25 protein-coding genes, 3 tRNA genes and 1 pseudogene are annotated in these 26836 nt (G+C 54.7%); 21 read left to right on the top strand and 8 right to left on the bottom strand.

Annotated features, from left to right (window positions below; all coding sequences use genetic code 11):
* Window positions 1-389: 389 nt before the first annotated feature.
* Window positions 390-1543 (bottom strand): IS3 family transposase gene (locus tag H8K04_01250; protein UVT16221.1). Its coding sequence is split into 2 segments (ribosomal slippage): window positions 390-1300 and window positions 1300-1543, totalling 1155 coding nucleotides; the frame shifts between segments, so codons are not numbered across the junction.
* A gap of 229 nt (window positions 1544-1772) precedes the next feature.
* On the opposite strand from H8K04_01250, the gene H8K04_01245 reads away from it, so the two are divergent.
* The 3 genes from H8K04_01245 to H8K04_01235 all read left to right on the top strand — a co-directional run bounded on the left by H8K04_01245 (window position 1773) and on the right by H8K04_01235 (window position 5478).
* Entirely contained in the window at window positions 1773-3203 is a 1431-nt protein-coding gene (locus tag H8K04_01245) for a hypothetical protein (GenBank protein UVT16220.1), read from the top strand.
* Between the two features lie 42 nt (window positions 3204-3245).
* Window positions 3246-4106 carry a DNA adenine methylase gene (locus tag H8K04_01240; protein ID UVT16219.1) on the top strand — a complete coding sequence of 287 codons (861 nt, stop codon included), beginning with the start codon at window positions 3246-3248 and terminating at the stop codon, window positions 4104-4106.
* Window positions 4107-4212: 106 nt separating this feature from the next.
* Window positions 4213-5478, top strand: a complete 1266-nt coding sequence (locus H8K04_01235) for a DUF4325 domain-containing protein (protein UVT16218.1) — start codon at window positions 4213-4215, stop codon at window positions 5476-5478.
* Between the two features lie 465 nt (window positions 5479-5943).
* Here H8K04_01235 and H8K04_01230 read toward each other — a convergent pair.
* Window positions 5944-6137: pseudogene (locus tag H8K04_01230) on the bottom strand (hypothetical protein).
* A 391-nt stretch (window positions 6138-6528) separates the two neighbouring features.
* Between H8K04_01230 and H8K04_01225 the strand changes: the two are divergent.
* The 3 genes from H8K04_01225 (at window position 6529) to H8K04_01215 (ending at window position 8636) form a co-directional block, all read left to right on the top strand.
* Window positions 6529-6783 (top strand): helix-turn-helix domain-containing protein, encoded by a 255-nt coding sequence (locus H8K04_01225; protein ID UVT16217.1) that lies wholly within the window; start codon window positions 6529-6531, stop codon window positions 6781-6783.
* 33 nt (window positions 6784-6816) lie between these two features.
* Entirely contained in the window at window positions 6817-7266 is a 450-nt protein-coding gene (locus H8K04_01220; GenBank protein ID UVT16216.1) for a hypothetical protein, read from the top strand.
* Between the two features lie 353 nt (window positions 7267-7619).
* The gene (locus H8K04_01215; protein UVT16215.1) at window positions 7620-8636 is read left to right on the top strand and encodes a tyrosine-type recombinase/integrase; all 1017 of its coding nucleotides are present in this window, start codon (window positions 7620-7622) and stop codon (window positions 8634-8636) included.
* A gap of 8 nt (window positions 8637-8644) precedes the next feature.
* Here H8K04_01215 and H8K04_01210 read toward each other — a convergent pair.
* Window positions 8645-8722: transfer RNA gene (locus H8K04_01210), tRNA-Glu, on the bottom strand.
* Window positions 8723-8984: 262 nt separating this feature from the next.
* Between H8K04_01210 and H8K04_01205 the strand changes: the two genes are divergently transcribed.
* The 6 genes from H8K04_01205 to H8K04_01180 all read left to right on the top strand — a co-directional run bounded on the left by H8K04_01205 (window position 8985) and on the right by H8K04_01180 (window position 13901).
* Entirely contained in the window at window positions 8985-9518 is a 534-nt protein-coding gene (locus H8K04_01205) for a hypothetical protein (protein UVT16214.1), read from the top strand.
* 167 nt (window positions 9519-9685) lie between these two features.
* On the top strand, window positions 9686-10111 hold the full coding sequence (locus H8K04_01200; GenBank protein UVT16213.1) for a hypothetical protein: 426 nt from the start codon (window positions 9686-9688) through the stop codon (window positions 10109-10111).
* A gap of 97 nt (window positions 10112-10208) precedes the next feature.
* Complete coding sequence (locus H8K04_01195; protein ID UVT16212.1) at window positions 10209-11915, top strand: glutamine--tRNA ligase/YqeY domain fusion protein; 1707 nt, start codon at window positions 10209-10211, stop codon at window positions 11913-11915.
* 148 nt (window positions 11916-12063) lie between these two features.
* A complete protein-coding gene (locus tag H8K04_01190; protein UVT16211.1) occupies window positions 12064-12399 on the top strand; it encodes a PilZ domain-containing protein in 336 nt (111 codons plus the stop codon).
* 51 nt (window positions 12400-12450) lie between these two features.
* Window positions 12451-12624 (top strand): DNA gyrase inhibitor YacG, encoded by a 174-nt coding sequence (locus H8K04_01185; protein ID UVT16210.1) that lies wholly within the window; start codon window positions 12451-12453, stop codon window positions 12622-12624.
* 230 nt (window positions 12625-12854) lie between these two features.
* Window positions 12855-13901, top strand: coding sequence for an NAD(P)-dependent alcohol dehydrogenase (locus tag H8K04_01180; protein ID UVT16209.1), 1047 nt, complete (start codon window positions 12855-12857; stop codon window positions 13899-13901).
* A gap of 25 nt (window positions 13902-13926) precedes the next feature.
* Here H8K04_01180 and H8K04_01175 read toward each other — a convergent pair.
* The 3 genes from H8K04_01175 to gltX form a co-directional block, all read right to left on the bottom strand.
* A tRNA-Gln gene (locus tag H8K04_01175) sits at window positions 13927-14000 on the bottom strand.
* Window positions 14001-14047: 47 nt separating this feature from the next.
* A tRNA-Gln gene (locus tag H8K04_01170) sits at window positions 14048-14121 on the bottom strand.
* A 36-nt stretch (window positions 14122-14157) separates the two neighbouring features.
* Complete coding sequence (gene gltX, locus H8K04_01165; protein UVT16208.1) at window positions 14158-15579, bottom strand: glutamate--tRNA ligase; 1422 nt, start codon at window positions 15577-15579, stop codon at window positions 14158-14160.
* A 128-nt stretch (window positions 15580-15707) separates the two neighbouring features.
* On the opposite strand from gltX, the gene H8K04_01160 reads away from it, so the two are divergent.
* Window positions 15708-16412 (top strand): FAD-dependent oxidoreductase, encoded by a 705-nt coding sequence (locus tag H8K04_01160; GenBank protein UVT16207.1) that lies wholly within the window; start codon window positions 15708-15710, stop codon window positions 16410-16412.
* 1 nt (window position 16413) lies between these two features.
* Here the strand turns inward: H8K04_01160 and H8K04_01155 are convergent, their stop codons facing one another.
* The gene (locus H8K04_01155; GenBank protein UVT16206.1) at window positions 16414-16830 is read right to left on the bottom strand and encodes a 2Fe-2S iron-sulfur cluster binding domain-containing protein; all 417 of its coding nucleotides are present in this window, start codon (window positions 16828-16830) and stop codon (window positions 16414-16416) included.
* Between the two features lie 134 nt (window positions 16831-16964).
* Between H8K04_01155 and H8K04_01150 the strand changes: the two genes are divergently transcribed.
* Genes H8K04_01150 through iscX form a run of 7 tightly spaced genes read left to right on the top strand, consistent with a single transcriptional unit; the run spans window position 16965 to window position 22356 of the window.
* Window positions 16965-17438: an Rrf2 family transcriptional regulator gene (locus H8K04_01150; protein UVT16205.1), complete on the top strand. Its 474-nt coding sequence runs from the start codon at window positions 16965-16967 to the stop codon at window positions 17436-17438.
* Window positions 17435-18652 (top strand): IscS subfamily cysteine desulfurase, encoded by a 1218-nt coding sequence (locus H8K04_01145; protein ID UVT16204.1) that lies wholly within the window; start codon window positions 17435-17437, stop codon window positions 18650-18652. Before H8K04_01150 ends, H8K04_01145 begins: the two co-directional genes overlap by 4 nt.
* Window positions 18653-18684: 32 nt before the next feature.
* The gene (gene iscU, locus H8K04_01140; GenBank protein UVT16203.1) at window positions 18685-19083 is read left to right on the top strand and encodes a Fe-S cluster assembly scaffold IscU; all 399 of its coding nucleotides are present in this window, start codon (window positions 18685-18687) and stop codon (window positions 19081-19083) included.
* A gap of 21 nt (window positions 19084-19104) precedes the next feature.
* A complete protein-coding gene (locus H8K04_01135) occupies window positions 19105-19461 on the top strand; it encodes an iron-sulfur cluster assembly accessory protein (GenBank protein ID UVT16202.1) in 357 nt (118 codons plus the stop codon).
* Between the two features lie 29 nt (window positions 19462-19490).
* Window positions 19491-20243 carry a Fe-S protein assembly co-chaperone HscB gene (hscB, locus tag H8K04_01130; protein UVT16201.1) on the top strand — a complete coding sequence of 251 codons (753 nt, stop codon included), beginning with the start codon at window positions 19491-19493 and terminating at the stop codon, window positions 20241-20243.
* A 25-nt stretch (window positions 20244-20268) separates the two neighbouring features.
* Entirely contained in the window at window positions 20269-22089 is a 1821-nt protein-coding gene (gene dnaK / locus H8K04_01125) for a molecular chaperone DnaK (GenBank protein ID UVT16200.1), read from the top strand.
* A 54-nt stretch (window positions 22090-22143) separates the two neighbouring features.
* Window positions 22144-22356: a Fe-S cluster assembly protein IscX gene (gene iscX, locus H8K04_01120; GenBank protein ID UVT16199.1), complete on the top strand. Its 213-nt coding sequence runs from the start codon at window positions 22144-22146 to the stop codon at window positions 22354-22356.
* Window positions 22357-22365: 9 nt separating this feature from the next.
* On the opposite strand, the gene H8K04_01115 is transcribed toward iscX, so the two are convergent.
* Complete coding sequence (locus H8K04_01115) at window positions 22366-24768, bottom strand: PBP1A family penicillin-binding protein (GenBank protein UVT16198.1); 2403 nt, start codon at window positions 24766-24768, stop codon at window positions 22366-22368.
* Between the two features lie 191 nt (window positions 24769-24959).
* On the opposite strand from H8K04_01115, the gene typA reads away from it, so the two are divergent.
* Entirely contained in the window at window positions 24960-26816 is a 1857-nt protein-coding gene (gene typA, locus H8K04_01110; GenBank protein ID UVT16197.1) for a translational GTPase TypA, read from the top strand.
* Window positions 26817-26836: the final 20 nt, after the last annotated feature.

Here is a 26836-nt window from a genome sequence, read left to right as displayed (position 1 = left end):
AATAGCGAGCATCTCTTTGATTTGGACGTATTCATTCGCGAAGTGAGAGAGCTACTTCCATCCGCACTCCTTGACAAAGAAGGTGGTGTCTTAAATAGCACGGCTGAGACTCTACGACCCGGTAACTTATACATCCTCGGCCTAAACCCTGGCGGTAAATTGGGAGGTGGGGTGACCATACGCCAAGATCTTGAAGATCTTAGAAGAAAGACCAGGAATGATTATTTTGAGCAATGGGGAAACTATGCGGCTGGCAATATGGCGAACAATGAACCAGGGAGACACCCCATTCAACGAGGGCTCTGGTGGCTTACCAAAGAACTAGGTTATGATTTGAGGAAAATATGCGCTAGCAACCTAATCTTTGCACGAAGCCATGCAGCCGGGTTCTACCCCGTTTCCACGGACAGGTGAGTTAAGCGTTTCTCCCCTTGGCGCTGCTGTTCGAGACGCCGCCGCTGGCGGGGATTATGCCAGCGCTCGATGTACTCAACGATATCTGCTCTCGCCTCGGCCCTGGTTCGGTACGGCCGCCGGTTCACCCGCTCTCGCTTGAGGACGCCAAAGAAACTTTCGGCTGCCGCGTTGTCGGCACAACTGCCCACGGCACTCATGCTACAGATAATGTGGTGGGCAGCGAGAAACTGTTGATACTCCTCCGAGGTAAACTGACAGCCCCGATCGGAGTGGAGAATGACTGGCGTGTGGAGGGGGCGCTGCCATATCGCCATCAACACCGCCTGGACGACGAGTTGGCGATCCTGCCGGGGACTCATCGACCAGCCCCCCACGAGGCCGGAATACAGATCCAGCACCACACCGAGATACAACCAGTGCTCGGCCGTGCAAATGTATGTGATGTCCGTGACCCATTTGGTGTTGGGGGCCGGAGCAGTACAGTCCCGTGCCACATGATTCTGCGTCCCGACCGGCGGGACACCTGAGGCCTTCCGCCTCCAGCGTCGCCGCTGGGGTATGCCCTGCAAACCAGCCTGGCGCATGAAGCGCGCCACCCGGTGCCGGCCACACCGCTCGCCCGCATAGCGGAGTTCCTCCCACATCCGTGGACTCCCGATCACCCCATCATGCTGGGTGTGCACGTCCCGCATGTGCGCCAGGAGCCGGGCGTTCTCCTGAGCGCGGGGACTCGCTGGGCGTGTCACCCAGCTATAATACCCACTGGTCGACACCTGTAAACAGCGACACATCAATCGGATGGGAAAGGTCTTGCGGCACCGCTCAATCAACCGGTACTTCATCGCGACGCGCTCGCGAAGAACGTGGCCGCTTCGCGCAAACAATCCCGCTCCTTCGTCACCCGCGCCAACTCGCGCCGGAGCTGGCTGACCTCCTCATCGCGGGATCGCCCGTTGCCCGTGAAGGCCTGCGACGAATGCTGGCGCAACTCCCGTCGCCAGCGCCCTAAGACCGTCGATCCGATGCCGAGCTCCGCAGCAATCTGGTTGACCGTCACGCCCGGTGTCTCCAGCATCGCCACGGCTTCTCGCTTGTACTCCGTTGAGAATCTCCGCCTCTGTGTCATGACACCCTCCTGACTCATTCTGAGCCTTATCTAGGTGTCCGTCAAAATGGGGCAGAACCCTACCTGCTATTGAGGTGCCTCTAAAACCCGTTCCAGCTCACCGCAATCCCTTTCCACCCTTTGCCCTATTAACCAGCAACACCTGCGCCGACGTTCGCTTATAACTTCATTAGTCCAGTTTGAAGGCAGGTATCTTCCTTAACTCGAGGCCCAGAAATCTGTGGGGGGAATGCCCACTGAGGGCTTCACGGATGATTTTTCTTGGGAAGAAGGGTATTCTTCGGCGCACAATAGGCACCACGAAGAACCTTTCCAAGGATTTCAAGTGACCTTCGAACGATTACCTATTTCCCTAGTTCGCCTCCGACTGAACAAAGAAAACGATCGGCACGGTCCCCTTCCATCAGAACCCGATTGCATCAGATGGATGCTAGAAAATCTAAACGACGAGATACTCAGTCTCGCCAAGAACATATCTGAACACAACCTCAGCCCTATTGATGGGGTATTGGTCTTGCCAAGCCCTGAGACCACTGGTGACTACATCGTTTGGGAAGGCAACCGTCGCGTCGTCGCTCTTAAGCTTTTAGATGACCCTAATCGTTGTCCAGATCCAATCTTGCGTCGAAAGTTTGCTGAAATTGCGCACAAAGCCAGAATCCCGCTCCCACAGGAAATTGAATGTACTGTTGCACCATCAATGGAGGAAGCGGATCGACTGATTGAATTGAGACATCAAGGCCCTCAAGAAGGTATCGGCACGCTTCCTTGGGACGGGCAACAAAAGAGCCGGCACCTTCAACGACTTGGGAAGAAGGGCCGTTACGCTTTCTCTCACCAAGTAATTGATGCGTTTTCTGACAAGTTCGATCAGGAACTCCGAGGCAAAGTTGCTGGAACTGGGTTCGCCATATCGACACTAGATCGTTTACTCACAAATCCTGAAGTCAGAGATTTTCTCGGTATCAGAAATGAAGACGGAATTCCTAGGCGCTTCCTTCATGAGAAAGAGATTGTGAAAGGGCTAACCAGAGTCTTGGAAGATATCGCAGATGGGATGCCTGTTAAGAACGTGTACACCACGAAGCAGCAAAGAAAATATATTCGTGGGTTCCCTCCTGCCAATACTCCGGACCAAAGGCAGATTCTCCGAGATTCTGTTGCATTAACGCCCCCGATGAGTTCCCGACAGCATCTAACGAACTCCCGCAGCAGGCCGCTTTCCTACCAACGACCTCACTTGATTCCAATAAATGTGCGTTACGCGATTAGAGATAAACGCCTAAATGCCATATATCGTGAGCTTCGTGACATCAACCTTAAGGACCACCGAAATGCTGTTGCCGTACTATTTCGGGTGTTCGTAGAACTCAGCATTGAGCTATACCTCGAGAGGCATGGGGTTACCTTTCATGACGGCGACAAGCTGGCTAAAAAGGCAGAGGCTGCCATAACTCACATGAAGCAAAACGCTTGGGCGAATACGGACATCGTGAAAGGAATCCAGACTGGCATATCAAGCCAACACAATCCACTCTCCTTTAATACGTTCAATGCTTATGTTCACAACCGCCACTTTCACCCATCGCCCCAGGAGCTGGCAACGTCCTGGGACAACGCACAACCCTTCTTAGATGTCCTGTTCAACCATTTGCACTAAGAGAAGACGGGTTTCGAGAAACCAAATTAGCAGAGGGTCAGAATGCGCTATTACTCACCACTAAGGTATCCAGGAGGAAAAGGCAGACTTGCCCCATTCATTAGGCAAGTGTTCATCGATAATGCCATCTGTGAAGGCACCTACATTGAACCGTACGCTGGAGGGGCAGCTATCGCACTTGAATTAGTCATGACAGAGTACGCAAAAGAGGCCTGGATAAATGACATCGACCCAGCTATCTATGCTTTCTGGCATTCTGCCTTAAATGAATCCTCCGACCTTATTAAGAGGGTTAAACACGTCCCCCTCACAATTTCCGAATGGTATCGACAACGCCAGATTTATATAGGGCCAAAACCTCAGGACAGCATCTCCTTGGGTTTTGCAACGTTGTTCCTCAACCGAGTTAATCGGTCTGGCATACTTAACGCTGGTGTCATCGGCGGATTTTCTCAAACGGGCAACTGGCTAATTGACGCAAGGTTTAATCGCGATGAATTAATTGACCGGCTTTATCGATTGGCTCAATACAGACATCGCATTCACCTATTCAATCTCGATGCAGAGCAATTTCTGAAAGAGACTCCAATTCCCAAACGATCGCTTGTCTATATGGACCCTCCGTACTTCCACAAAGCACAACGTCTGTACCGAAACCACTATGCAGAAGCAGACCATTCACGAATCGCCGAGTTAGCTCTACGGATGCGGAGTACTCACTGGATTGTGTCCTATGATGACGCACCTGAAATCCTCAGACTCTACCCCAAGAAAAGGTTTATCCGTTACGCGCTAAACTATAGCGCACAAGACAAGCGTAGTGGCGCAGAGCTGATGTTTTTCAGCAACAGACTTAAGTATCCTGACACAAACAACCCTGCACTGTTTCAAAAGCGGGCATGAGGAGAGATAGCCAGCTCCGTGTTTGTCGTCTTGCTGTAGCGTGCTATTTGTTCTTACAGGGACCAAATCCAAACAGTTAATCTCGAAATTGTTTCTTTCGACAGTCATGGACCACGTAATCAAGATCCCAAACCACTACAGTTTCATGGACCACGAGGTCTATGATTTTGACAGGGCTCTATCCATTTACGAATGGAATATAAAGTCTTCAGCGGTAGCCATAGATATGAGCCAATGCCTTACTGCCAATTACCAGGCGCTTTCTCTGGTAGTACTGTATCTGTGGCATCTACGAGCCAATAACTGCCACATCACAGTGCGCTTTCGAGATGATAAAAAAGGCGCTTCTCAGATGTGGCGATGGATGGGAGCTACAGGCTGGTCTCAAGTGCTAAATAGCGAACAACAGAACTTTCGAAGCACAGATATGAAGCCTCTTATAGCCCTTAGAAACAAGCCTGACTTTGAGGTGGCGCTAGCAAAGCTTGACGCTTACACGAAAGGCTTCAATGTCGAATACGAGAAAACATTGCGCTATGTCTTATCAGAGCTGATGTACAACACCCTCGAGCACGGTAAAAAATTTGCAAAACTCTCGCACCAGGACAAACGGATTCCATCGATCATAGAATTCACCTGGTACAAACTTAGAAATGAGCTTCATTTTGTCGTCGCTGATATTGGAATGGGCATTAAGAAGCATCTTGAGCAATCATTTGGGCCTTTCGAAACTGACGAAGAGGCAATTCGAATGGCCCTTCGCCCACAGGTTTCTGGAACCTTCGCCGTGAAGGATCCTTACCTTAATAAAGACAACGCTGGCGTTGGTCTTTTCATTTCTAGCAACATCATCAAGAGACTAAATGCTGACATGCATATCGTTTCAGGGCATGGTGTAGTACATGTATCACCCGTCGATGTGACAGGACAAACTCTCAACTATTTCTGGCCAGGGACGTTTGTACTTATCAAAGTGAAGCTTGAGCAAGAGATGAATCTGAATCTTCATTCTATTATGGCTGAGTTAAGAGAAGTAGCCGACGAAGAGATCTCTAGGGCCGAAACAGCAGAATCCTCTAATCGGCAACTCGTGGTTGTGGAAAACTACTTCGGCAAACATGCAGAAGATAAGGAGGCTGCAATTGCTCATCGCAATCGCTATCTGCTTCCAGCCATAGCTGATGGTCGTTCAATCTTAATTGACTTCAATAACGTTGTTAATGCACCTCATAGCTTTCTCAGCGCTCTGCTCGCTACTCCTATAAAACGATTAGGCATGGAGGCTTACAAGAGGATCAAGATCGTAAATGCGAGTCCAGAGATCAGAGAAACCATCGATTTTATATTAGATGAGAATACTTCAGATAATTAGTGGGGCTCTGCTTCTTTGGGAGAGAACAATCCGAGACGCATATCTGACGTCGACCACTCCCGGAAGATCCTTTAGATCTGCATCACCCGTGACCACCTCGGCCTCCTGATTTATGGCAGTCCCGTACATAATAGCATCAGCCATAGCCAAACCGTGCCGGAGATTCACATACGCTGTCTCCCCACCTCGTTACCGATTGACCTCTCTACCAATCGATGCTCAATAGCTTCACCTCAGACAGGACCCCAACGCTACAGTTCAAGCGCGAAGCGCAGGGCGTCTTTGACCTTGGACGTTGACCGGATGCTTGATGCAAAAAGGAAAGGTCGCCGAGTTGAATTTCGTACTGACTGCCACGATGTTGCGTGGTCAGTGGAACGTACGTGAGGAGTGCGCGAGGGGCGTCAGGATCGAAGCGAGAGACGGTAAGAACGGGGCGGGTCTTAGCAGCCAACCCAAGATCGGCTAGCCAGATGTCCCGGCTTGGCGTTCTTCGAGGGTATCGAGCACTTCTTGCACGACAGCTCGTGAAGGCTGCAGATCCAAGGTGTCGGTGTCGGCCAGTTCGATCACGTCGGTGACGATTTGCTCCACTGAGCGGCCACCTCAGGCCTCCAGGAGGCGAGCTTTTTGTCGAGTTTCTGGGCAAGCTGCGTCATGCGGTGACGGTACCACGTTGCACCCTCCCTCGCAAGATTTGGCCCTCTGAAATCGAGTCCGAGACTCGGTTAGGACCAAACGCCCTCAAGCGATCGCAGGACCCACCCACATGCTTCATGATTTTTTTCAGGCCGGTATCGAAATTCCTCCTTGTTCATCCCCGTTCGGGCTCACTGTGTCAGCGAACAGCCACGCCAGGAGAGGCTCTTCGGCGTTTCCCGGAGCATTCTGTGAGTCGAATCCTTACGAACGAGGTGACCATTCCTGACCCCTGGTGACCTCTCCTGTCCCTTCCTGCCTAATTTTCTTTCTTCGCTCAGTCCGCTACGCTCGCCACTGGCGACAACTCAGGCCTCGCTGTTCCATGAGGCCTGGTTATGGAGGGAGAACATGAAGGGGACATCCCACGATCACCGTGTGTCGGTTCGAGAATTGGCTGCACTACTGCAGGTCAGTACCGATACCATTCGACGGGCCTACCGAAGAGGAGACCTCCCCGCGATCCGCGTGAAGACCGCGCTCCGGTTCGACCTGGAGGAAGTCCGTCGCCTGATGCAACGACAGGCCGAGGCCTACTGGAGCGCCCGGCGATGCGCCGCGAGCGGCGCACGCCGGATGCCTATCGAGGCCCAGCCCCCCGCTTAGTAAAACGGGGGCGCAATTTCTAGGCAAGGAATCATGAGCCTTTCCAAGCGATTAGACAGAAATACTGCTCGCTCGAGAGTACTCTTATCGGGAAGTGAACCGTCTGCCGGACTCGAGCAGCAACACTGTCAGCGCTGCGGCAAGATATGGTGGCCCCGCCAACCACACACGCCGATCCGTTGTCCCGGTTGCAAGAGCCCGTATTGGGACAAGCCTCGGCGACTGAGGCGCGCCGTCACACCCTCGAACGAATTGGTGAACAAAGAGGCGCTCGCTAACAGCCTCGGCCAGACGCTCACCAAGGCCTTTGGAAGAGAAAACGACCACCCAAGAGACATCAAGGACCGTTCCTTGGCACACGCACTGACCATGCTCAAGGAGATGAAAGCTGCCGGACGAACCTGGCAGGAGATGGCCGACCGAGTGGAACAGGAATTCGGGACCACACTGGAGAAGGACCAACTGAAGGCGCTGGTCCGATAAACATCAAGTTCCCTGCCCCTACCGCCAGTCCGGGCAGGGAACCACCATCCCGGTCGCTGAGCGCAGCTGCTTGCAGGAGGCAAACCTGGATGCGGCAGGAGGGTTGGCCCGCTGCTCCCGGCGAAGCTCAGCCGCCAATGAACGGCTGGCGTTCCGACGCGAGCACAGAACGGGGGAGCGGGGGTGTTGGAAGACTCCCCCGATTTTCGACATACAGAACGATGACAGACTCAAGCGTGCCCATAGACGTAGCCACAGAACTGCTCTCCTCTTCGCTTGACGGGTGGGTTGTCCCTCCGCATACTGCCGCTCGGCGAAGTCGTAGTCGTGGCAGGGACCGGAAAGGGGCTGTCATGACCCGACCGTTAGTGGAATTGGTGGAGCAGTTTTGTCAGTACCAACTCAAACAGCGAGGGAAGACAGAAGGAGGGGTGCAGACCTATCGCTGGAATTTGGAGCAGTTTCTCCTCTTCGGACGCGCACGCTTCGGACGAGTCTCAAGACTCTCAGACTTGTCCAAGGCGGTGATTCAGGACTGGATGGATGAGATGGCTGCACGGGATCTCACACTGGGCACAATCCGAAGTCGACAGTCGACGTTATCCAGCTTGTGTTCCTGGCTGGTGAAGCGCGAGGTCATACCAGCGAATCCGATCGCCGGGATGGATCGACCTCCGCATCGGATCGAGCCGCCCAAGCAGGTGCCGACGCCGGCCCTGATGGATGCGTTGATCGAAGCGGCCAGAAAACGGCAGCGGCCTCGTGATGTCGCGATCTTCCTGATTCTGCGTTTCTCAGGCATGCGTCGAGAATCCGTCGCAACTCTCCAAGCCAGACACTTGGATGCGCTCTGGGGATTGCGGCGTGTGCGGGTGAAGGGCGGAAAGACGCGAGACATTCCGTTACCCGAACCCGTGATGCGGTACCTGCATGCGTATGTTGCGCAAGTTCTCACGCCGTCCGTCACAACGGTCGCACCGGAGACACCGTTATTCTGGTCCGTGTGGGGTCGCCGGTCCATCGGGAAGCATCGTGCTCCGATGACTGGGAAAAACATCTGGCGGTTGTGCAAACTCTATGGACGGATGATCGGCTATCCCATGTTGAAGCCGCATGATCTGCGCCATGGCGTCGCCATGGAAGTGTTGGAGCAGCGACATGACTTAGAGCAGGTACGCGCTCTACTTGGGCATTCGCGCATCGATACCACGCAGATCTACACCATGATTCGTCCGGCGCAACTGAAGCAAGCGGTGTCGTTTTATGAGGAGCCTGCGCGGCAAATGCTGGAGAGTTTTCGGAGTGACCATGACTCCATGTTCGAGGAACATTTGCATGTTCCTCAAACACGGAGTCTAAAACTTCAATAAAATCAAGATGGTGGTCCCAACGGGATTCGAACCCGTGTTTAAGCCTTGAGAGGGCTCCGTCCTAGGCCAGGCTAGACGATGGGACCATCCTGGAGATGTATTGAAGCGTGAACCGTAGCATAAGCGGTTTTCGGTTTGCAACGAAGGGCGTTCCACCGTGGAAGGAGCCTCTTTGAAAACCTCCTCTCAGGCCTTTTGCCTCGGGCCAAAATTCACGACGATTCGCCCACTAGGTGCTCTTGACAGGATGGAGCAGAAAGCCTAGCCTTCCCAAGAACATTGTACGAAGCTCCCTATACCTTGCATCAGTTCCACACGACCTAAGAACATCATGGTTCGAGGTTGTTCATGGATGAATCGATAGCGTTTCGCAGGACTGACCCTGTTGGTCATGCGACAACCGCTGAAGTGCTTCCAAAGTCTGGGCTTGAACTTCGCATTGGATCCAACATTTTTCGCAACACCAGTGGTGTGGTCACGATTCAGGGTAAAGAGCAACTCGTTATTGAGGCGAAACCCGAGTACAGACTGCTGTTTGCAACCGCGGATTTCTATGATGAGCATGGAGCACGCATCGCCCACCTGCGCAGGAACGCCTTCGTACTGAACGAAGGGGGGCGATTCGCCGTCGATGTTCAGTTCGGTCAAAACCTGTCGTCGGTCGTGATTCCTTCCGTTCGCGTAACGGATCTGCAGTCCAGCGAGACCATTCTCGAAGCGCGGATGGCTTCGGAGAACCGGGTTCATATCACATGCGGGAAATTTCGCTCACACAAAGGAGCACTGGTAGAGATTACCTCTCACTACTGTCGAATTAGCTCCGTCACCACGCGGTTTGGGGACATCCTGGAAACTCGAGGCGGGCCCGTCGTCTTGGGCTGAACGTGCGGTTCGTACGGACTGCTAGGGTTCCTCCATCCTTATCGCCTCATTAATCATGCCGTGGCTGTGCCGTCGAGCTTGTTCGCGGACACGGCATCGTCTGTTCATCCTGCAGGAAAACGAGAACCTTTTTGCGGTTCCCCCGACTATTCCCTAGAATAGCGAGTATGAGCGATATCCCCAAACCCACCGTCCAAGCGTTTCTCGTCTGTGATCAAGTCATCGAGGATAGCCTGACGAAAAAGAAAAGCCTGATCGGAATATTCACTCATCTCCAGGCCGCCTCATTTCCCTTTCAGCACCAACAGATGGGCCTCTACTTCTGCTTAACCGACGCCGAAGGTCTCTATCACTTTGATATCGACTTGATCTACCTCAACTCCGAGCAACTCGTCTGCCGAGCCACGCTGCCCAACATTGAAATCAGCGATCGCCTGCAGATTTCAGACTTCGGCATCAACATTCCCTTGTTGATCTTTCCTGCACCTGGTCGGTATGAATTTCGGCTGCGCATGGAGGGCCATCTTATTGCGCAAAAAGATTTCAACGTCATGGCGAGGCCGAGCCCTCCCTCCACAGAACCGTCTGCCTAGCTATTCCCCATTCCTCCCATTAGCCACTCTATGATAGAACAGCCTCGTGGAGGTGGCCTCCGCACATGACTATGCAGAGACTTTCCCACAAGACCTCATGACCACTTCAGCATCTACCACCCCCTCGGATTTCATTCGGGATATCGTCGCGGCCGACCGTGCAGCCGGCAAACACGGCGGCCGTGTCGTGACGCGATTTCCTCCCGAACCCAACGGATACCTCCACATCGGGCACGCCAAATCCATGGTCCTCAACTTTGGGATCGCCAACGAAACTCCGGACGGCGCCTGTCATCTTCGATTCGACGATACGAATCCCACGACCGAGGATCCTGAGTATGTGCAGGCGATTCAGGAGGATGTCCGATGGTTGGGATTTGATTGGCGAGAAAAGAAGTTTTATGCATCCGATTATTTCGAGCAGCTGTACGCGTTCGCCATTGTGCTGATCAAGAATGGGAAGGCCTATGTCGACAGCCTCCCGGCTGATCAAATCCGTGAATACCGGGGCACCCTGACGGACCCTGGCCGCAACAGTCCCTTTCGAGCTCGATCCATCGATGAAAATCTGGATCTCTTCGCGCGCATGCGAGCCGGTGAGTTTACGGACGGAGCCCATGTGTTACGCGCCAAGATTGATATGGGGTCTCCCAACATCAACCTCAGAGACCCGATCCTCTATCGGATCCGACATGCAACCCATTACCGAACAGAGACCGCGTGGTGCATCTACCCTTCGTATGATTTTGCGCATCCGCTCTCCGATGCCATCGAAGGGATTACGCATTCGTTGTGCACGCTGGAATTTGAGGATCACCGTCCCTTGTACGATTGGGTCGTCGCGGAGGTCCATGCTCCGCATCACCCACAGCAGATCGAATTCGCGAGACTCAATCTGACCTCCACGGTGATGAGCAAGCGCAAACTGCTGGAACTGGTCGAAAAGAAACTGGTGGCCGGTTGGGATGATCCACGCCTTCCCACGCTCAAAGGCCTCCGCCGCCGAGGCGTGACTCCGGAAGCGATTCGTGCTTTTTGCGAACACATCGGGGTCGCGAAGCGCGATGCGATCGTCGAGATGCAGCTGCTCGAACATTTCATTCGGGAAGACTTGAACAAACGCTCACCTCGCGTGATGGCGGTACTCCGGCCGTTGAAAGTCGTGATCGATAACTATCCGGACGGTGTCGTTGAAGAGCTCGACGCTGTGAATAATCCGGAGGATGCCACAGCAGGAACTCGAAGAGTGCCGTTTTCGCGGACACTCTACATCGAGCAGGACGATTTCCGGGAGGATCCGCCGAAACAGTTCTACCGCCTCGCGCCGGGCCGGGAGGTCCGGCTTCGCTATGGGTACATCATCAAGTGTGTGAATGCGACGAAAGATCCTCAGACCGGTCTGGTCACCGAACTCCACTGCACATACGACCCGGAAACCAGAAGCGGATCAGCACACGAACAACGCAAGGTGAAAGCCACCATTCACTGGGTGTCGGCCACCCATGCAGCCAATGCGACCATTCGTCTGTATCATTCGCTTCTGCTCCCTGACCAGGCCAAGCCCTCGGCCGACCAGGACTGGACTCACTCATTGAACCCTCAGTCGCTCGAACAGCTGAGCGGCTGCTTAGTTGAGCCGAGCCTCCGTTCAGCCACGCCCGGTTCTCGATTCCAATTCGAGCGGCAGGGGTACTTCTGCGTCGATCCCGATTCATCATCCGAGACCCTTCTTTTCAACCGCACCGTGTCTCTCAAAGATGCGTGGGCCAAGCTGGAGAAGAGCCAGCAAACACCACGAAACTGACGATCGTTGAGGCTTGGCGATCGGAAGCCGCTGGGCATGCTGATTCTCGCCCAACGCGTGCCACCGAGAGCCGGAGGGTTTATACTATTTCCAATGATCGCCAATCTCGCCGGAAGGCACTTGGTTGCTCTCGGTTGTGGAGGTCACGATGATCGAATGTCGGGAACATCCGCGAATCCCTGTTGACTTGCAGGTCTTCTTTTCCACGACCAATCAGACGGAAGTCCTCCAAGGTACCATGTTCGATATTTCCGCCGGTGGTTGCGCAGTGACCAGCACCGCTCCGATTGCGACGGGGGCCGGTGTCAAATTGTTGATCCAGGCCACCGATTTGGCCGTCCCGATCACCGTCCATTCCGCTGCTGTTCGATGGGTCAACCAGGGCGAATTCGGTGTCGAGTTCGTGCGTCTCACTGATGTGGATCGAAACCGGTTGCAACGGCTCCTTCACATTGCGACACCGCGGTCCGTGCCTCAGGATTGACCAGCCTGTCTACGCCTTTTCTTCTTCCGGCACCGACATTACACTAGACCCATGACATGTCCCCTGTGCAGCCAACCCGCACCATGGGAAGGGAACCCGTGGCGCCCTTTCTGTTCTGAACGGTGCCAGCTCATCGACTTGGGGACGTGGGCGGCGGAACAGTACCGTATTCCAGGTCCCACCTCCGGCCAAGGAAACGCTGACCCCCACAAGGATGAACAGTAAGACTGGAGGTGAAGGCGAAGGATAGCCAGATGGGTCCGTCGCCTGCTGATCGAGCATGGATTGCCTGAAACCACGGCCATATCATTCCCCTTGGGCTAAATCTTGGCGGAAGCACTCTACACGAGCGATCAGTCCCCTCGATGGCAAACACTCGTGAATTGCCTGTTGGCAAGTTTGGACGAACTTGCTAAGGTCTTGTTCTCTACTCATCTGTCGAAGGGAACTATTCTATGCTGGAGACGAAAGGCTATGCGGCATTGGCCGCCAAGGAGAGACTACAACCTTTTTCCTTTGAGCGACGCGACGTCGGTCCGCACGATGTTCTGATCACCATCTCACATTGCGGCATCTGCCACTCCGACATCCACCAAGCCCGCAACGAGTGGGGCATCTCCCTTTATCCAATGGTGCCCGGACATGAAATCGTGGGGGCTGTGTCGCAGGTGGGATCGGCCGTTCAAGCCTTCAAGGTCGGTGATCGAGCCGGCGTCGGTTGCTTCGTGGATTCGTGCCGAACATGCACAGCTTGCCGCGAGGGCCTCGAACAATATTGTGACGGCGGTGCACTCTGGACTTACGCCGGACAGGACAAGTCCGGTGGGATTACCCAAGGCGGCTACTCGACTCAAATTGTCGTGGACGAGAACTACGTCTTGCATATTCCCTCGACACTTTCACCAGCGGGAGCGGCGCCATTGCTCTGCGCAGGGATTACGACCTACTCGCCCCTGCGCCAGTGGGGCGTCGGTCGCTATCATAAATTGGCGGTTGTCGGACTCGGCGGCCTCGGCCACATGGCGGTGAAGCTGGCCAAGGCGATGGGAACCGAGGTGACGGTGTTAAGCACGTCGGAGAAGAAACGGGAAGACGCGAAGCGCTTGGGTGCCACGAGCTTCGCTGTGACCTCTAATCCCCAGACCTTTACCAAGCTGCATAAGTATTTCGACTACATCCTCGACACCGTATCGGCCCCGCACGATTACAACGCCTATTTGAACCTCCTCAAAACCGACGGCACCATGATCCTCGTGGGGGCGCCTGAGAGGCCAACCCCGGTCCAGGCCTTCTCGCTCATTTCCAAACGTCGGCGCCTCGCCGGCTCTCTCATCGGCGGGATCAAAGAAACACAGGAAATGCTCAATTTCTGCGCACAACATCACATTCAGTCGGATATCGAGCTGATCCCCATTCAGCAGGTCAATGAGGCCTATGAGCGGGTCATGCGAGGCGATGTACAATACCGGTTCGTCATCGACATGCAATCATTGTTGAAGTAGCGGGGATGCAACCGAATGGAGGATATGGCTGGGGGACTAGGAATCGAACCTAGGTAGCCAGCTCCAAAGGCTGGCGTCCTACCGCTAGACGATCCCCCAGCGCGGTACTGAAGCGACACGCGGTTGGGAAGGCAGAGAAAAGATATTGGCTGGGGGACTAGGAATCGAACCTAGGTAGTCAGATCCAGAGACTGACGTCCTACCGCTAGACGATCCCCCAACCGGCGTTCAACGTAATACACGACTACTCGGTCCGTCAAGCCTGGTTGGCTTTTGCGCGTTCGATTCCCTCGCGGAGCCGAAAGAGGGTCCGTTCTCGACCCAGGATCTCCATCACCTCAAACAGTCCGGGGCTTGCCGTTCGTCCGGTCAAGGCGACGCGGACCGGCTGGGCGAGCTGGCCCATCTTCATGCCTTCTTCCTCAACCACCTGCTTGAAGCTGTGCTCCCATTCCAATTTGGAGAAGGTGGGGAACGCATCCAAGCGTGTGGTCAGCTTGCTCAGGGTCGGAGCGATGGCCGATGTCAGAAACTTTCTTGCCGCTTCCGCTTCGAAGACAACGGATTGCCCGAAATACGGCTTGACCCACTCCACCATTTCGAGCAGCGTCTTGGCTCGTTCCTTCACCAAAACCACCAGCTGGGCAAGCCATTCATCAGAGACGGACCCGACCTCCGTCTTGAACCCGGCTTGCTCCAACAATGGCACGAGCGCTTGCACAACCTGGTGCGGAGGGCTGGTTTTGATGTATTCGGCATTCATCCAGAGCAGCTTGTCCGGATTGAAGACGGCGGGCGACTTCTGCACATGATCCCACGAGAACTTTTCAATCAGCTCCTGCCGGGTAAAGAGTTCTTGGTCACCGTGCGACCAGCCGAGTCGGACCAGGTAATTGACCATGGCATCGGGGAGATAGCCCATGTCTTTGTACGCCATAATCGAGGTGGCACCATGGCGTTTGGAGAGCCGGGTTTTGTCCGATCCTAAAATCATCGGCAGGTGTCCAAAGCGGGGAATGGTAAACCCCAGCGCCTCAAAAATTGGAACCTGCCGCGGTGTGTTGGTGAGATGGTCGTCTCCTCGCACGACGTGCGTGATGCGCATCAGCGCATCGTCGACCACGACAGAAAAATTATAGGTCGGATATCCGTTGGACCTCAGGATGATGAGATCATCCAGCACGGTATTGTCGAACACAATTTTGCCCTTGATCAAATCATCGATGACCGTCTGACCCTCTTGTGGAGCCTTGAATCGAAGCGCCGCATCCCCCGCTTGGCCAGTAATTCCCAAATTGCGGCAGCGGCCGTCATAACGAGGCGACAACCCTTTGGCTTCGGCTTCTTTTCGTCGTGCCTCCAGCTCTTCCGCCTTACATACGCACCAGTACGCCTGCCCTGTCTCAAGCAACTTCATGGCATGGTCACGATACAAATCCATGCGCTCCGTTTGACGGTACGGACCTTCATTCCAATCGAGCTCGACCCACTCCATCCCCTTGATGATGGCCTGAATCGATTCATCGGTCGACCGGCTTTGATCGGTATCCTCGATACGAAGAATGAAGGTCCCCTGTTGTTGGCGCGCAAAGAGCCAATTGAAGAGGGCTGTGCGCACACCCCCAATATGGAGAAATCCCGTCGGACTCGGAGCGAACCGGACACGGACCTGGTTCATGATCGCGTCATCCCTTCATGGCATGTCATCGACGCCGACATCTATATCACGCTGTGAAAATCCTTGCACTTGGCCCCGGCGCTTCCATCTCAGAACCGCTTCTGATATGACCATGCCAGGAGGTCGGGATGGCGGAAATCTCTCAGCCTGCCACAGTGCTTTCGGTCACTGATCTCACGCCCCAAGTCCGTCAACTGGTGATCAAACCCAAGACTACCAAGATTTCTTTTCAGCCGGGACAATGGGTGTCTCTCAAATTGCCGGTCGGACCAAAGCCACCGCTCAATCGCGCCTATTCCATGGCCGACCCTTCCTCGCCTTATGGAGAGCTGACGCTGGTCTTCGATCGTGTTCCCGGTGGACTCGGCTCCAATTATCTGTGCCAGCTGAAGTCCGGTGATGAAATTTCCTTGTCCGGCCCGTACGGAAATTTCGCCCTTCCCCAACCCCTCGATCGTGAACTCGTGTTGATCGCTCGCTACACGGGTCTTGTTCCGATGCGCTGCCTGTTGAAACAGATATTTTTCGCCAAACTCCAGACTCCTGTCTTATTGATTGCGGTGTCACCCAGCGAGAAAGAGATATTGTTTCATCAGGAATGGCTCACGATGGCAGTGCAGTGTTCATCTTTCCGCTACCTCCCTTTAGTCGCGGAGAATGGTGAGAGGGAGGCCGTGGAGAAAACCTTGTCCGTCCTTACTCCATTGATTCAGGGACAGCCGAAAGTGGTTCCCATGCTCTGTGGAACCAAAGCCTTCGTCCGTCCCTTACGCGCGTACTTTAAGGAAAAAGGTTACGACCGGAAGGAAGTGAAAATAGAAACCTACGACTAAATCAGTGTCCCTCTCTGACGAGATTCTTATTCACGGCTGGGATTTCAACAACGATATCCTTCGTTCCATTCGGCACACATTGGCATCCCAGACGAGACTGTAGTGTCGTCATAGGGGCTTCATCCAACTGATCATACTCATCGTCCGTGCCCTCGTTGCAGGTTTCCAGCCCCTGCTTCACCATGACATGACAGGTCGAGCAGGCGCACACCCCGCCACAGACATGTTCCAAATCAATTCCGTGACCCATCGCAATATCTAAAATGCTCCCCGGTAACCCGGTGGCGCCGTAGGGGATTTTTTCAGGATCGACGGCAACGGTGGTCGAGGTTCCATTCGGCTGAATGAATGTGACGGTATAGGAGACTTTGGGAAGTTCGTAATCTGCCTTCTCAATATACGGGTTCGTCCCGCCCATATGCCTATTCCTTTCCGAGATAGCGTTAGACTCTAGCTGCGTATTGACACTCGAGAAACATGCGTGCTAGTCTTAGTCCGACCAGAATGATCGGAGACCATTATAGTCTCCGATCTAACCGATCGGCAATAGCGATGTTAAAGATTTCAAAAAAAGCTGATTACGCACTCATGGCGCTCCAACACATCGCTTCGGTGCAATTCGGGGATCTTACTCCGGGCAGAGTTGTGAACACGAAAGAGATCGCCGAGGAATACAACATTCCGTTGGAATTGTTGGCGAAGGTTCTCCAAGTCCTCTCAAAGAACGGCATGATCGAAAGTCACAATGGCCCAAAGGGTGGCTACCTTCTGGCACGTAGCGCCGGACAAATCACGATCGCACAGATTCTCGAAAGCATCGAAGGCCCTCTAGGCATCACCGACTGCTCGCATGAGAAAGAGGGCGAATTCTGTATGCAGCGCGAGCATTGCAACATCCGCACACCGTTGCTGAAGATCCAAGGCAGTATCTACCAGTTACTGAACAATATGACGTTGGAAGATATGATGGGCGGCACACCCCTGATCACGATCCAGTCTCCCTCAGCACAAGGAGTTGAACGATGAAGTTTCCTATTTTCCTCGATAATCATTCCACCACTCCCATGGATCCCCGAGTCCTGGAAGCTATGCTGCCGTATTTCACCGAGAAGTTCGGCAATGCCGCCAGCCGTAATCATGCCTTTGGCTGGGCAGCGGAAGAAGCCGTGGAACAGGCCCGCAAACAGATTGCGCGGCTCATCAAGGCCGACTCAAAAGAAATCGTCTTCACCAGCGGGGCCACTGAATCGGACAATCTGGCGTTGAAGGGTGTCTTGGAGATGTACAAGGAAAAGGGCACCCATATCATCACCGCGACCACGGAACATCGGGCGGTGCTCGACACGGCCAAGTCCTTGGAGGCCAAGGGGCTGGCGACCGCAACCTATCTGTCCGTCGACAAAAACGGCATGGTCAATCCGCAAGACGTCGAAAAGGCCATTACTGATAAGACGATCCTGATCTCGGTCATGCTCGCCAATAACGAGATCGGCACGATCAATCCCATCCAGGAAATCGGCAAGATCGCGAAAGCGAGGGGAGTCCTGTTTCATTGCGATGCCACACAGGGCGTCGGCAAAATTCCCGTCGATGTACAAGCCATGGGCATTGATCTCATGTCGTTCTCAGCCCACAAGATTTATGGTCCTAAGGGAATCGGTGCGCTCTACGTCAGAAAGAGGAATCCCCGCGTACGGATCGCGGCCCAGATGGATGGAGGGGGACATGAGCGCGGTATGCGGTCCGGGACTTTGGCGGTACCGCTGATCGTCGGATTCGGAAAGGCCTGTGAAGTCTGCGAACAAGAGATGACATCGGAAGCGGCCAGGTTGTCAAAAATGCGCGACCGCCTTCAGACCGATATTATGGCGGCTCTGGAAGACAGTTATCTCAACGGCCATCCGACAAACCGTTTGCCGGGCAACCTCAACATTTCGTTCGCCTACGTCGAAGGGGAGTCGCTGCTCATGGGCATGAAGGACATCGCACTCTCGTCCGGTTCGGCCTGCACGTCGGCCACATTGGAACCGTCCTATGTCTTGCGCGCACTCGGCGTCGGAACCGAGCTCGCGCACTCCTCAATCCGCTTCGGTTTGGGCCGCTTCAATACCGATGACGAGATTGACTATACGATCAAGAAGGTTATTGAGGTAGTGACGAAGTTGCGGGAAATGTCCCCGCTCTATGAAATGGCAAAAGAAGGTGTGGACCTGAAATCCGTCCAGTGGGCGGCGCATTAACTGACATAACAACGCGAATTTCGGAGGATACTATGTCCTACAGCGATAAAGTCGTCGATCATTTCAACAACCCTCGCAACATGGGAAGCTTTAAGAAGGACGAAGAGGGGGTGGGCACCGGCATGGTGGGGGCCCCGGAGTGCGGGGACGTCATGAAGCTGCAGATCAAGGTGCAAGACGATACCATCGTCGATGCGAAGTTCAAGACCTTCGGTTGCGGCTCGGCGATCGCCAGTTCCAGCTTGGCCACCGAATGGCTCAAGGGAAAGACGATCGAGGAAGCCCAGAAGATCAAGAATACGGATATTGTGCAGGAGCTGAATCTTCCTCCCGTGAAAATTCATTGCTCGGTCCTGGCGGAAGATGCGATCAAAGCCGCGTTGGCCGATTATCAGAAGAAGACTGACACGCAGCCGGCCGGCACTAAGTAACTACCACGAAGGGAGCGCCACATGGACACCACGAACGTAGAGACTCAGGCTCCGATCATCTCGCTCACCGATGCGGCCTTGAAAGAAGTCAAGCGACTGATCAATGTGCAAGGGATCGAGGAAGGTGGACTTCGCCTGGGCGTCAAAGGTGGCGGCTGTTCGGGTTTGAGTTACACGATCAATTTTGACGACAAGATCGGGCAGTACGACCAAATATATGAGTTCGACGGTGTCAAGGTGATCGTCGACGCCAAGAGCGCTATCTATCTCCAGGGCACACAATTGGACTACCAAAAAGATCTCATGGGCGGAAACTTCAAGTTTATCAATCCGAACGCCAACAAGACCTGCGGCTGCGGAGAATCGTTCTCAGCTTGATTCGAAACGAGTAGGAGAAACCACCGGGCATGGCGCATGCGCCATGCCCGTTTTTACTCATGGATAACCATCAACCACCGCCCCGTCCCGAGACACGTCGCCAGCTGCAGATGGCACGGAGCATGTGCTGGCATTGCCAATCCGAGATGTCGGGAGAATACTTTTGTGAACGGTGCGTAAAGGTCCAACCCGTTTCGAAGGATACCGATTACTTTAGCTGTTTGGGGGTTCCACGGCGTCTCTCGCTGGATCCACAGCAGTTGGAAGCCAAATTCTACGAACTGAGCCGGGCCTTTCATCCTGATTTTTATCAGACTAAGAGTCCGACGGAACAGACGATCAGCCTTAGCAACGCCGCCGTTCTCAATACGGCCTATCGCACACTCCGTGACCCTATCCAACGCGCTGAATATCTTTTAGGTCTTGAAGCCGGCTCGGTCAAAGACATACGAACCTCTCCTCCTGCCGATCTCTTCGAGGAAATTCTGGAATTGCAGGACACCCTGGAGGAATACCGGGCATCGGATCGCGACTCCGATAATAGCCATCGTCTCCGCACCACGCTCCAAACTGAACAACAGGCATTGGAGCAGCGCAAGGGAGAAATGGAGTCTCAACTTCGGCAGCTGTTTACGGACTGGGATGCCCTGCAGGACCGTGGAGAAGCCACAAGCCAGGCGAGGGTCGAACGGGACCGAATCTTGAAGCAGATGCGTGATCTCCTCTCGCACCGGACCTACATCGACAACATCGTCAACGATCTGGCAGCAACCATCGAATAGGAAACTCTTTTTCAGCGTCTTTGATATGGCACGCATAGTCGGCATTGACCTCGGTACTACGAATTCATTGGTCGCCTACATGAAGGATGGCCAGCCCTGCGTCGTTCCCGACCGTCACGGTCGGACGATGGTGCCTTCAGTTGTCGCCTTGACGGACAACGGCTTGATCGTTGGGAATCCTGCGAAAGAACATCTGACGCGCAACCCGGAGCGGACGGTGTACTCCGTGAAGCGATTCATGGGTAGGGGCTTGGTTGATGTTCAGAACGAGTTGGCGTATTTCCCCTACAATTTGACCGAGACGGGCGGGGTCATTCGGATCCGTCTCGGCCAGAAGAGCTATTCCCCGCCGCAGATCTCCGCCATGATCCTCAAGGAATTGAAGCTGCGCGCGGAGGCCCATCTCAACGAAAGCATCACGAAAGCCGTCATCACCGTTCCTGCCTACTTCAACGACAGCCAGCGACAGGCGACGAAAGACGCCGGCCTCATTGCCGGGCTGGAGGTGTTGCGCATCATCAATGAGCCGACTGCCGCTTCGCTCGCCTATGGACTTCAGAAAAAAACGCAGGGCACGATCGCGGTCTATGATTTCGGCGGCGGCACGTTCGACATATCCATATTGAAGTTAAAAGACGGTATTTTTGAGGTTCTGGCGACCAATGGTGACACACACCTCGGCGGAGACGATCTCGATCGTCTGCTGGTCGATCTTTTCGTCATAGAGATCCGAGACCGGCACGGAATCGACGTCGGCAACCACCCCGATCACATGCAGGCGATTCGGTTGGAGGCGGAGCGGGCCAAGGTCCGCTTGTCCGATGAGTTGAAGACCGACGTCACGATTGAGCTACCGGAAGACAAGGGACGTTTCACCAGGGAGCTGACGCGTGATCAGCTCGAATCCCTAGCGATGCGTGTCATCGAACGCACATTGGCTCCCTGTCGCATGGCGTTAAAAGACGCCGGGCTCGCTCCAAAAGATATCGACGAGGTTGTACTGGTGGGGGGCTCAACGCGTATGCCGCTGGTTCGGCAACGTGTGGAAGCGCTGTTCGGAAAGACGCCGCATTGCCACTTGAATCCGGACGAAGTCGTCGCACTTGGGGCGGCCGTTCAAGCCGATATTCTGAGCGGCGGGACGACAGACATGTTGCTGTTGGACGTAACGCCCTTGTCTCTCGGCATCGAAACGATGGGCGGGGTCATGAGCAGCTTGATCCGCAGGAACACGACCATTCCGGCGAGCGCCAAAGAAATGTTCACGACTTATGTCGACGGTCAGACCGGAGTGGATATCCATATTCTGCAGGGTGAGCGCGAACTCGTCAAAGACAATCGGAGCCTCGCGCGATTTCGGCTCAAAGTGCCGCCCCTCCCGGCAGGAGTGCCGCGCATCGAAGTGACCTTTTTGATCGATGCCAACGGAATCTTGAACGTGACGGCAAAGGACATGCGAACAGGCCAAAGTCAGTCGATCGACGTCAAGCCGTCGTACGGACTCTCGGACACGGAAGTTGAGCGGATGATCGAAGACTCGTTCAAGTTTGCCACGGAGGATATCAACGCCCGGAAGCTGATCGAAGCTCGACTGGACGCCGAAGCGTTGATGAAAACGACTGAGAAATCGCTCGTCGACGCCGGCCATCTGATCGCGCCGGAAGAAGCCGAGGGCATACGTGCGGCACTCTCTCAGTTGACTAATGCGAAGGACGGCCCCGACCCTCGCGCCATCCGTGCACACATGGCAGCGCTCGAACAGGCCGCGAAGCGCTTGAACGTCGTGATGCTGGACGATTCTCTCAAGAAAAGTCTGCAAGGGAAGAAAGTGTTCGAGGTGTCGTAGAAAGACCTTCCGCCATCACCACCCGCCTCACGGACGACGAAAGACGAGGAGACCATGGATCTCAAGTGGCAAGACAGACAAGATATCGCCATACGGCTGGTGGAAGAACACCCCGAGACGGACCCGCTGACCGTGCGTTTCACGGACATGCACGCCTGGATCGTTGCCCTGCCGGAGTTTAAGGACGACCCGAAGAAATCGAACGAGAAAATCTTAGAAGCGATTCAAATGGCCTGGCATGAGGAATATCAGGATTCGAAGTCGTAGCCTGAGAGGCTAGAAACCGCCCTCTCCTGCCGGTTGTCCCTCTGGAATCTGATCAAGTTTATAAAAGTCCGTGGGATCCAATCGACGTTGAGCCGCTTGGGTGGGCTCACTGCCTTTCGCAAAGAGTTCCACTGTTCCTTTTTGACCTTCTCCTTCCTGTTCCGACTCCAGAAGTCCCGTCGAGGAATCGACCTTTACAAAGGTCACACCGTCTGGGATTTCGAACGGCACCACGGGAAGCTGTTTGAGGGCCTCTTTCATGAAGGCGATCCAGATCGGCAAGGCCAAACGAGCCCCCGTTTCGCTTTCCCCGAGCGAACGGCGGTCGTCGAACCCGACGTACACTCCGGTGACCAGGTTCGGCGTGCCGCCGATGAACCAGGCATTGATGTAGTCGTTCGTCGTGCCGGTTTTCCCGGCGATTGGACGATCCAGACTTTTTGCAGCCTGCCCGGTTCCCTTCTGCACGACATCTTCCATCATGTTTGTGATCAGGTAGGCGGTCTCTTTGGCGATGACCTCATGGGGCTCGGGTTCAACCACTTCGAGCGTGTTACCGGTGTTATCTTTTACTAATTTGACGGCAAACGGGTCGACTCGACTCCCCTGGTTCAAAAATACGCCATAGACCGAGGTCAGCTCCATCAAGCCGACCGATGATGAACCAAGACCCAAGGACAGATCGGCAGGGAGCGGACTCGTCACTCCGACTGATCGCGAAAATTCGATCACGTTCTTCACCCCGACCTTGTCCAATAACCGGACCGTCGCAAGATTGTGCGAGTGCGCCAACGCATCCCGAAGACTCACCATGCCGTGAAACTTTCGTCCGTAGTTTTCAGGTTTCCAAATTTTGTCGTCCTCTTCCTGCTCATACACGACCGGGGCGTCAAGAATCTGGGTCGCCGGACTCAACCCCTGGCTCATTGCCGTGGCATAAATGAGCGGCTTAAACGCCGATCCGGGTTGCCGATGCGCCTGGACTGCACGATTGTACTCGCTACGGGAGAAATCATAGCCTCCGACCATCGCCCGTATTGCGCCTACTTTCGGATCGATCGCAATCAACCCGCCTTCGACCACGGGTGTCTGCTCCAGAGTGAGGAGGATGCCCTCCTTCGTGATCTTTTTGATCGCGATCTCGATGACATCTCCCGGCTTCAGGAGTTGCTTCAGATTCGGATTGACGACGAAGTCGACCGTGGGATCCGGTCCCTTAAGAATCCGCTTCGCCCAGGCCATGTCGTCGAACGCCAGCTTTGCGGTAAATGCCCCGACCTGAACCACATAGTGATCCTTGGCCACCCTCAAGACGACTCCCTCGCCCAAACTCCCGGACTTCAGCGGTTGATCCGACGACGCCTGCTGGGAAGGCTGAAAAGTCGCCAAGTCTACGGTTCGTCGAGATCCTCGCCACCCCTCACGTTTGTCGAGTTCGCGAATCCCTGACAAGAACGCTGTTTCCGCCGCCTTTTGCATCTCCAAATTCAAGGTCGTGTAGATTTGGAGGCCGCCCTTGTACACCATCGACTCACCGTACTTTGCGACGAGCAATTGGCGAACATACTCGACGAAGTACGGTGCAAGGTGCTCGCTCCCTGGCCGGTGGAAATTCAATTTCTCTTGCGCGGCCGTTTCCCGCTCGGCTGCAGTAATAAACCCGACCTCTTCCATGCGGCTGAGAACATGCTCTTGCCGCTTTTTCGCGAGCTCATAAGCGGTGAAAGGGGAAAACCGGCTGGGAGACTTCGGCAGTCCGGCCAAGAATGCGGATTCCGCCAGGGTCAGTGTTCTGATGTCTTTCCCGAAATAGGATTGAGCAGCCGAGGCTACCCCATAGGCTCCCTGTCCGAAGTAGATCTGGTTCAAGTAGGTTTCAAGAATCTGTTCCTTGCCGGAGACCACCTCCATTTTATAGGCGAGAATCAGCTCGCGAATCTTGCGTTCATAGGACCGCTCGGACGAAAGAAACAGCGAACGAGCCAACTGTTGGGTGATCGTGCTCGCGCCTTCGACTTTTTTGCCCCCATGCCGAATGTTCGTCCAAGCCGCCCGCAGCATTCCGATCGCATCCAACCCCGGATGTTCGAAAAACCGCGCGTCTTCCGTCGCGATCACCGCTTGCGTCAGCGCTTTGGGAATCTCAGGGAGCGGAGTCAGAATGCGGCGTTCGATAAAGAATTGGCCGATTGGCCGGCGATCATCCGAGTAGACGGTCGTGACCAGACTGGGTTGATAGTTTTGGAGCAGGTCGAGCGAAGGCAGATCTTGCGCAAAATGCCAGATGACTCCCGCGACCGTCGTCGCGCCGACGATAGCGAAGGCCACCAAACTGATCAAGACAATCGGCCACCGGCGCCGACGGCGTGGCCGTTGCAAAGCTCTCTCTACGAATCGACCGTCGTCCGGCATCGGGTATGGAGTCCTGTAGACGTGAACCTGCGGTTACCAAAACCTTACAATGCGTCATCCCAAAACTCAAGCTTCCGCCGTCTAATGTCACCTGAATGATCGCTTGTGGGACGGCTGGTGCTCATGTATACTTCCGCCGACGCCTCACGAATGGGGCGTCTTTTTTTTGTCATTACGGAAGTACCCTCATCATGACGACCTTACGCGCACCTCATGACCGCCGGAGCGATATCCGTAACATCGCCATTATCGCCCACGTAGATCACGGCAAAACCACGCTGGTCGATGCGGTGCTCCGCCAAACGCACGTCCATCGCAAGATCGACGATATGGGCGAACGCATCATGGACTCAATGGACCAGGAACGGGAACGTGGGATCACGATCCGGGCCAAAAATGCCAGCGTCATCTACAACGGGGTGAAAATCAATATTGTCGATACTCCGGGCCATGCCGATTTCGGCGGTGAAGTGGAACGCACGCTCCGGATGGTGGACGGTGTATTGATTTTAGTCGATGCGAAAGAAGGCCCCATGCCGCAAACGACCTTCGTGTTGCGGAAAGCCTTGGCGCTTGGGCACAAAGCCATTGTCGTCATCAACAAAATTGACCGGCCGGATGCCGTCATCGACGACGTGGTCAACCGAACCTTCGACCTGTTCGTTCATCTGGGAGCCACCGACGAACAGCTCGATTTTCCGATCGTCTATACGTCGGCGATTAAAGGGATCGCCACACTCGATGCCAACAAGCCCGGTACCGATATCATGCCGCTCCTCGATACGGTGCTGGAGAAGATTCCTGCCCCAGCCATTACCGTCGAAGCCCCGCTCCAGATTCTTGTGCTGGCCCTTGTGCAAGATTCCTACAAAGGGAAGATGGGTATCGGCAAGATCCAGTCCGGTTCCATTGCCCGCCGGCAGAATGTCATGGTCCTCGGCAAGAACGGCGCTCAGATTCCCGGAAGAGTATCCGATCTCGCGGTTTATTCAGGCCTCGAACGAGCCGACACCGAACAGGCCGCCGCCGGAGAGATCGTCGCAGTCGCCGGGCTAGATGATGTGAGCATTGGCGATACCATTGCGGATGCCGATCGTCCGGTCGCCCTCCCGCGCGTCTCCATCGATGAGCCGACGGTTCAGATGACCTTCTCGGTGAATAACAGTCCCTTCGCCGGACGTGAAGGCAAGTTTCTGACGTCACGTCATCTGCGTGAGCGCCTGTTCAAGGAACTGGAAACTAATGTGTCGCTCCGTGTCAATGAGACGGACAGCGCCGATCGCTTTCTCGTGGCCGGCCGAGGCGAACTCCATCTCTCCGTGTTGATCGAACAGATGCGACGGGAGGGGTACGAGCTTCAAGTGTCGCAACCGGAGGTCATTCTCCACCGTGAGGGCGGGGCCGTCATGGAACCGTACGAAGAACTGACCATCCAAGTGCCGGAAACCTATCAGGGCACGGTGATCGAGGAGATCGGAAAACGCCGAGGCGAAATGCGGCACATGCGGCTCATTCATTCCGATGTGGGCACCAGTGAAATGCATCTGGAATACCACATCCCGACACGGGGCATCATGGGGCTCAAGAACGTGCTGCTGGCAAAGACCCGTGGGACCGTCATCATGCATCACGTGTTTGCGGCATATGAACCGGCGGAAGAGCGGGATCTAATCGTGGCACCGCATGGCTCACTGGTCGGCTTCGAAGACGGAGTCAGTACCGGCTATGCCATCTTCATGACTCAGGAACGCGGTGCGATGTTCATCGGACCAGGAGTAGAGGTTTATCGGGGGATGGTGGTGGGCCAAAACAGCCGAGACGAAGACCTCGATGTGAATGTGTGCAAGGAGAAGCATCTATCCAACATGCGGGCGTCCGGCTCCGACGAAGCTTTGGTCCTCACTCCCCCACGCGAAATGACACTGGAGTTCGCCTTGGAGTACATCGGAGCGGATGAGCTGGTCGAAGTGACCCCGCAGAACCTGCGCTTGCGAAAGCGTCTGTTGAACCCGGACGATCGCCGCAAGGCGAAAAAAGCCGGGAAATGAAGCGTCGTTTGTTTGCGAGA

The organism is Nitrospira sp. (genome assembly GCA_024760525.1).
Lineage (GTDB): Bacteria > Nitrospirota > Nitrospiria > Nitrospirales > Nitrospiraceae > Nitrospira_D.
This window is presented reverse-complemented; position numbering and strand designations above follow the sequence as displayed.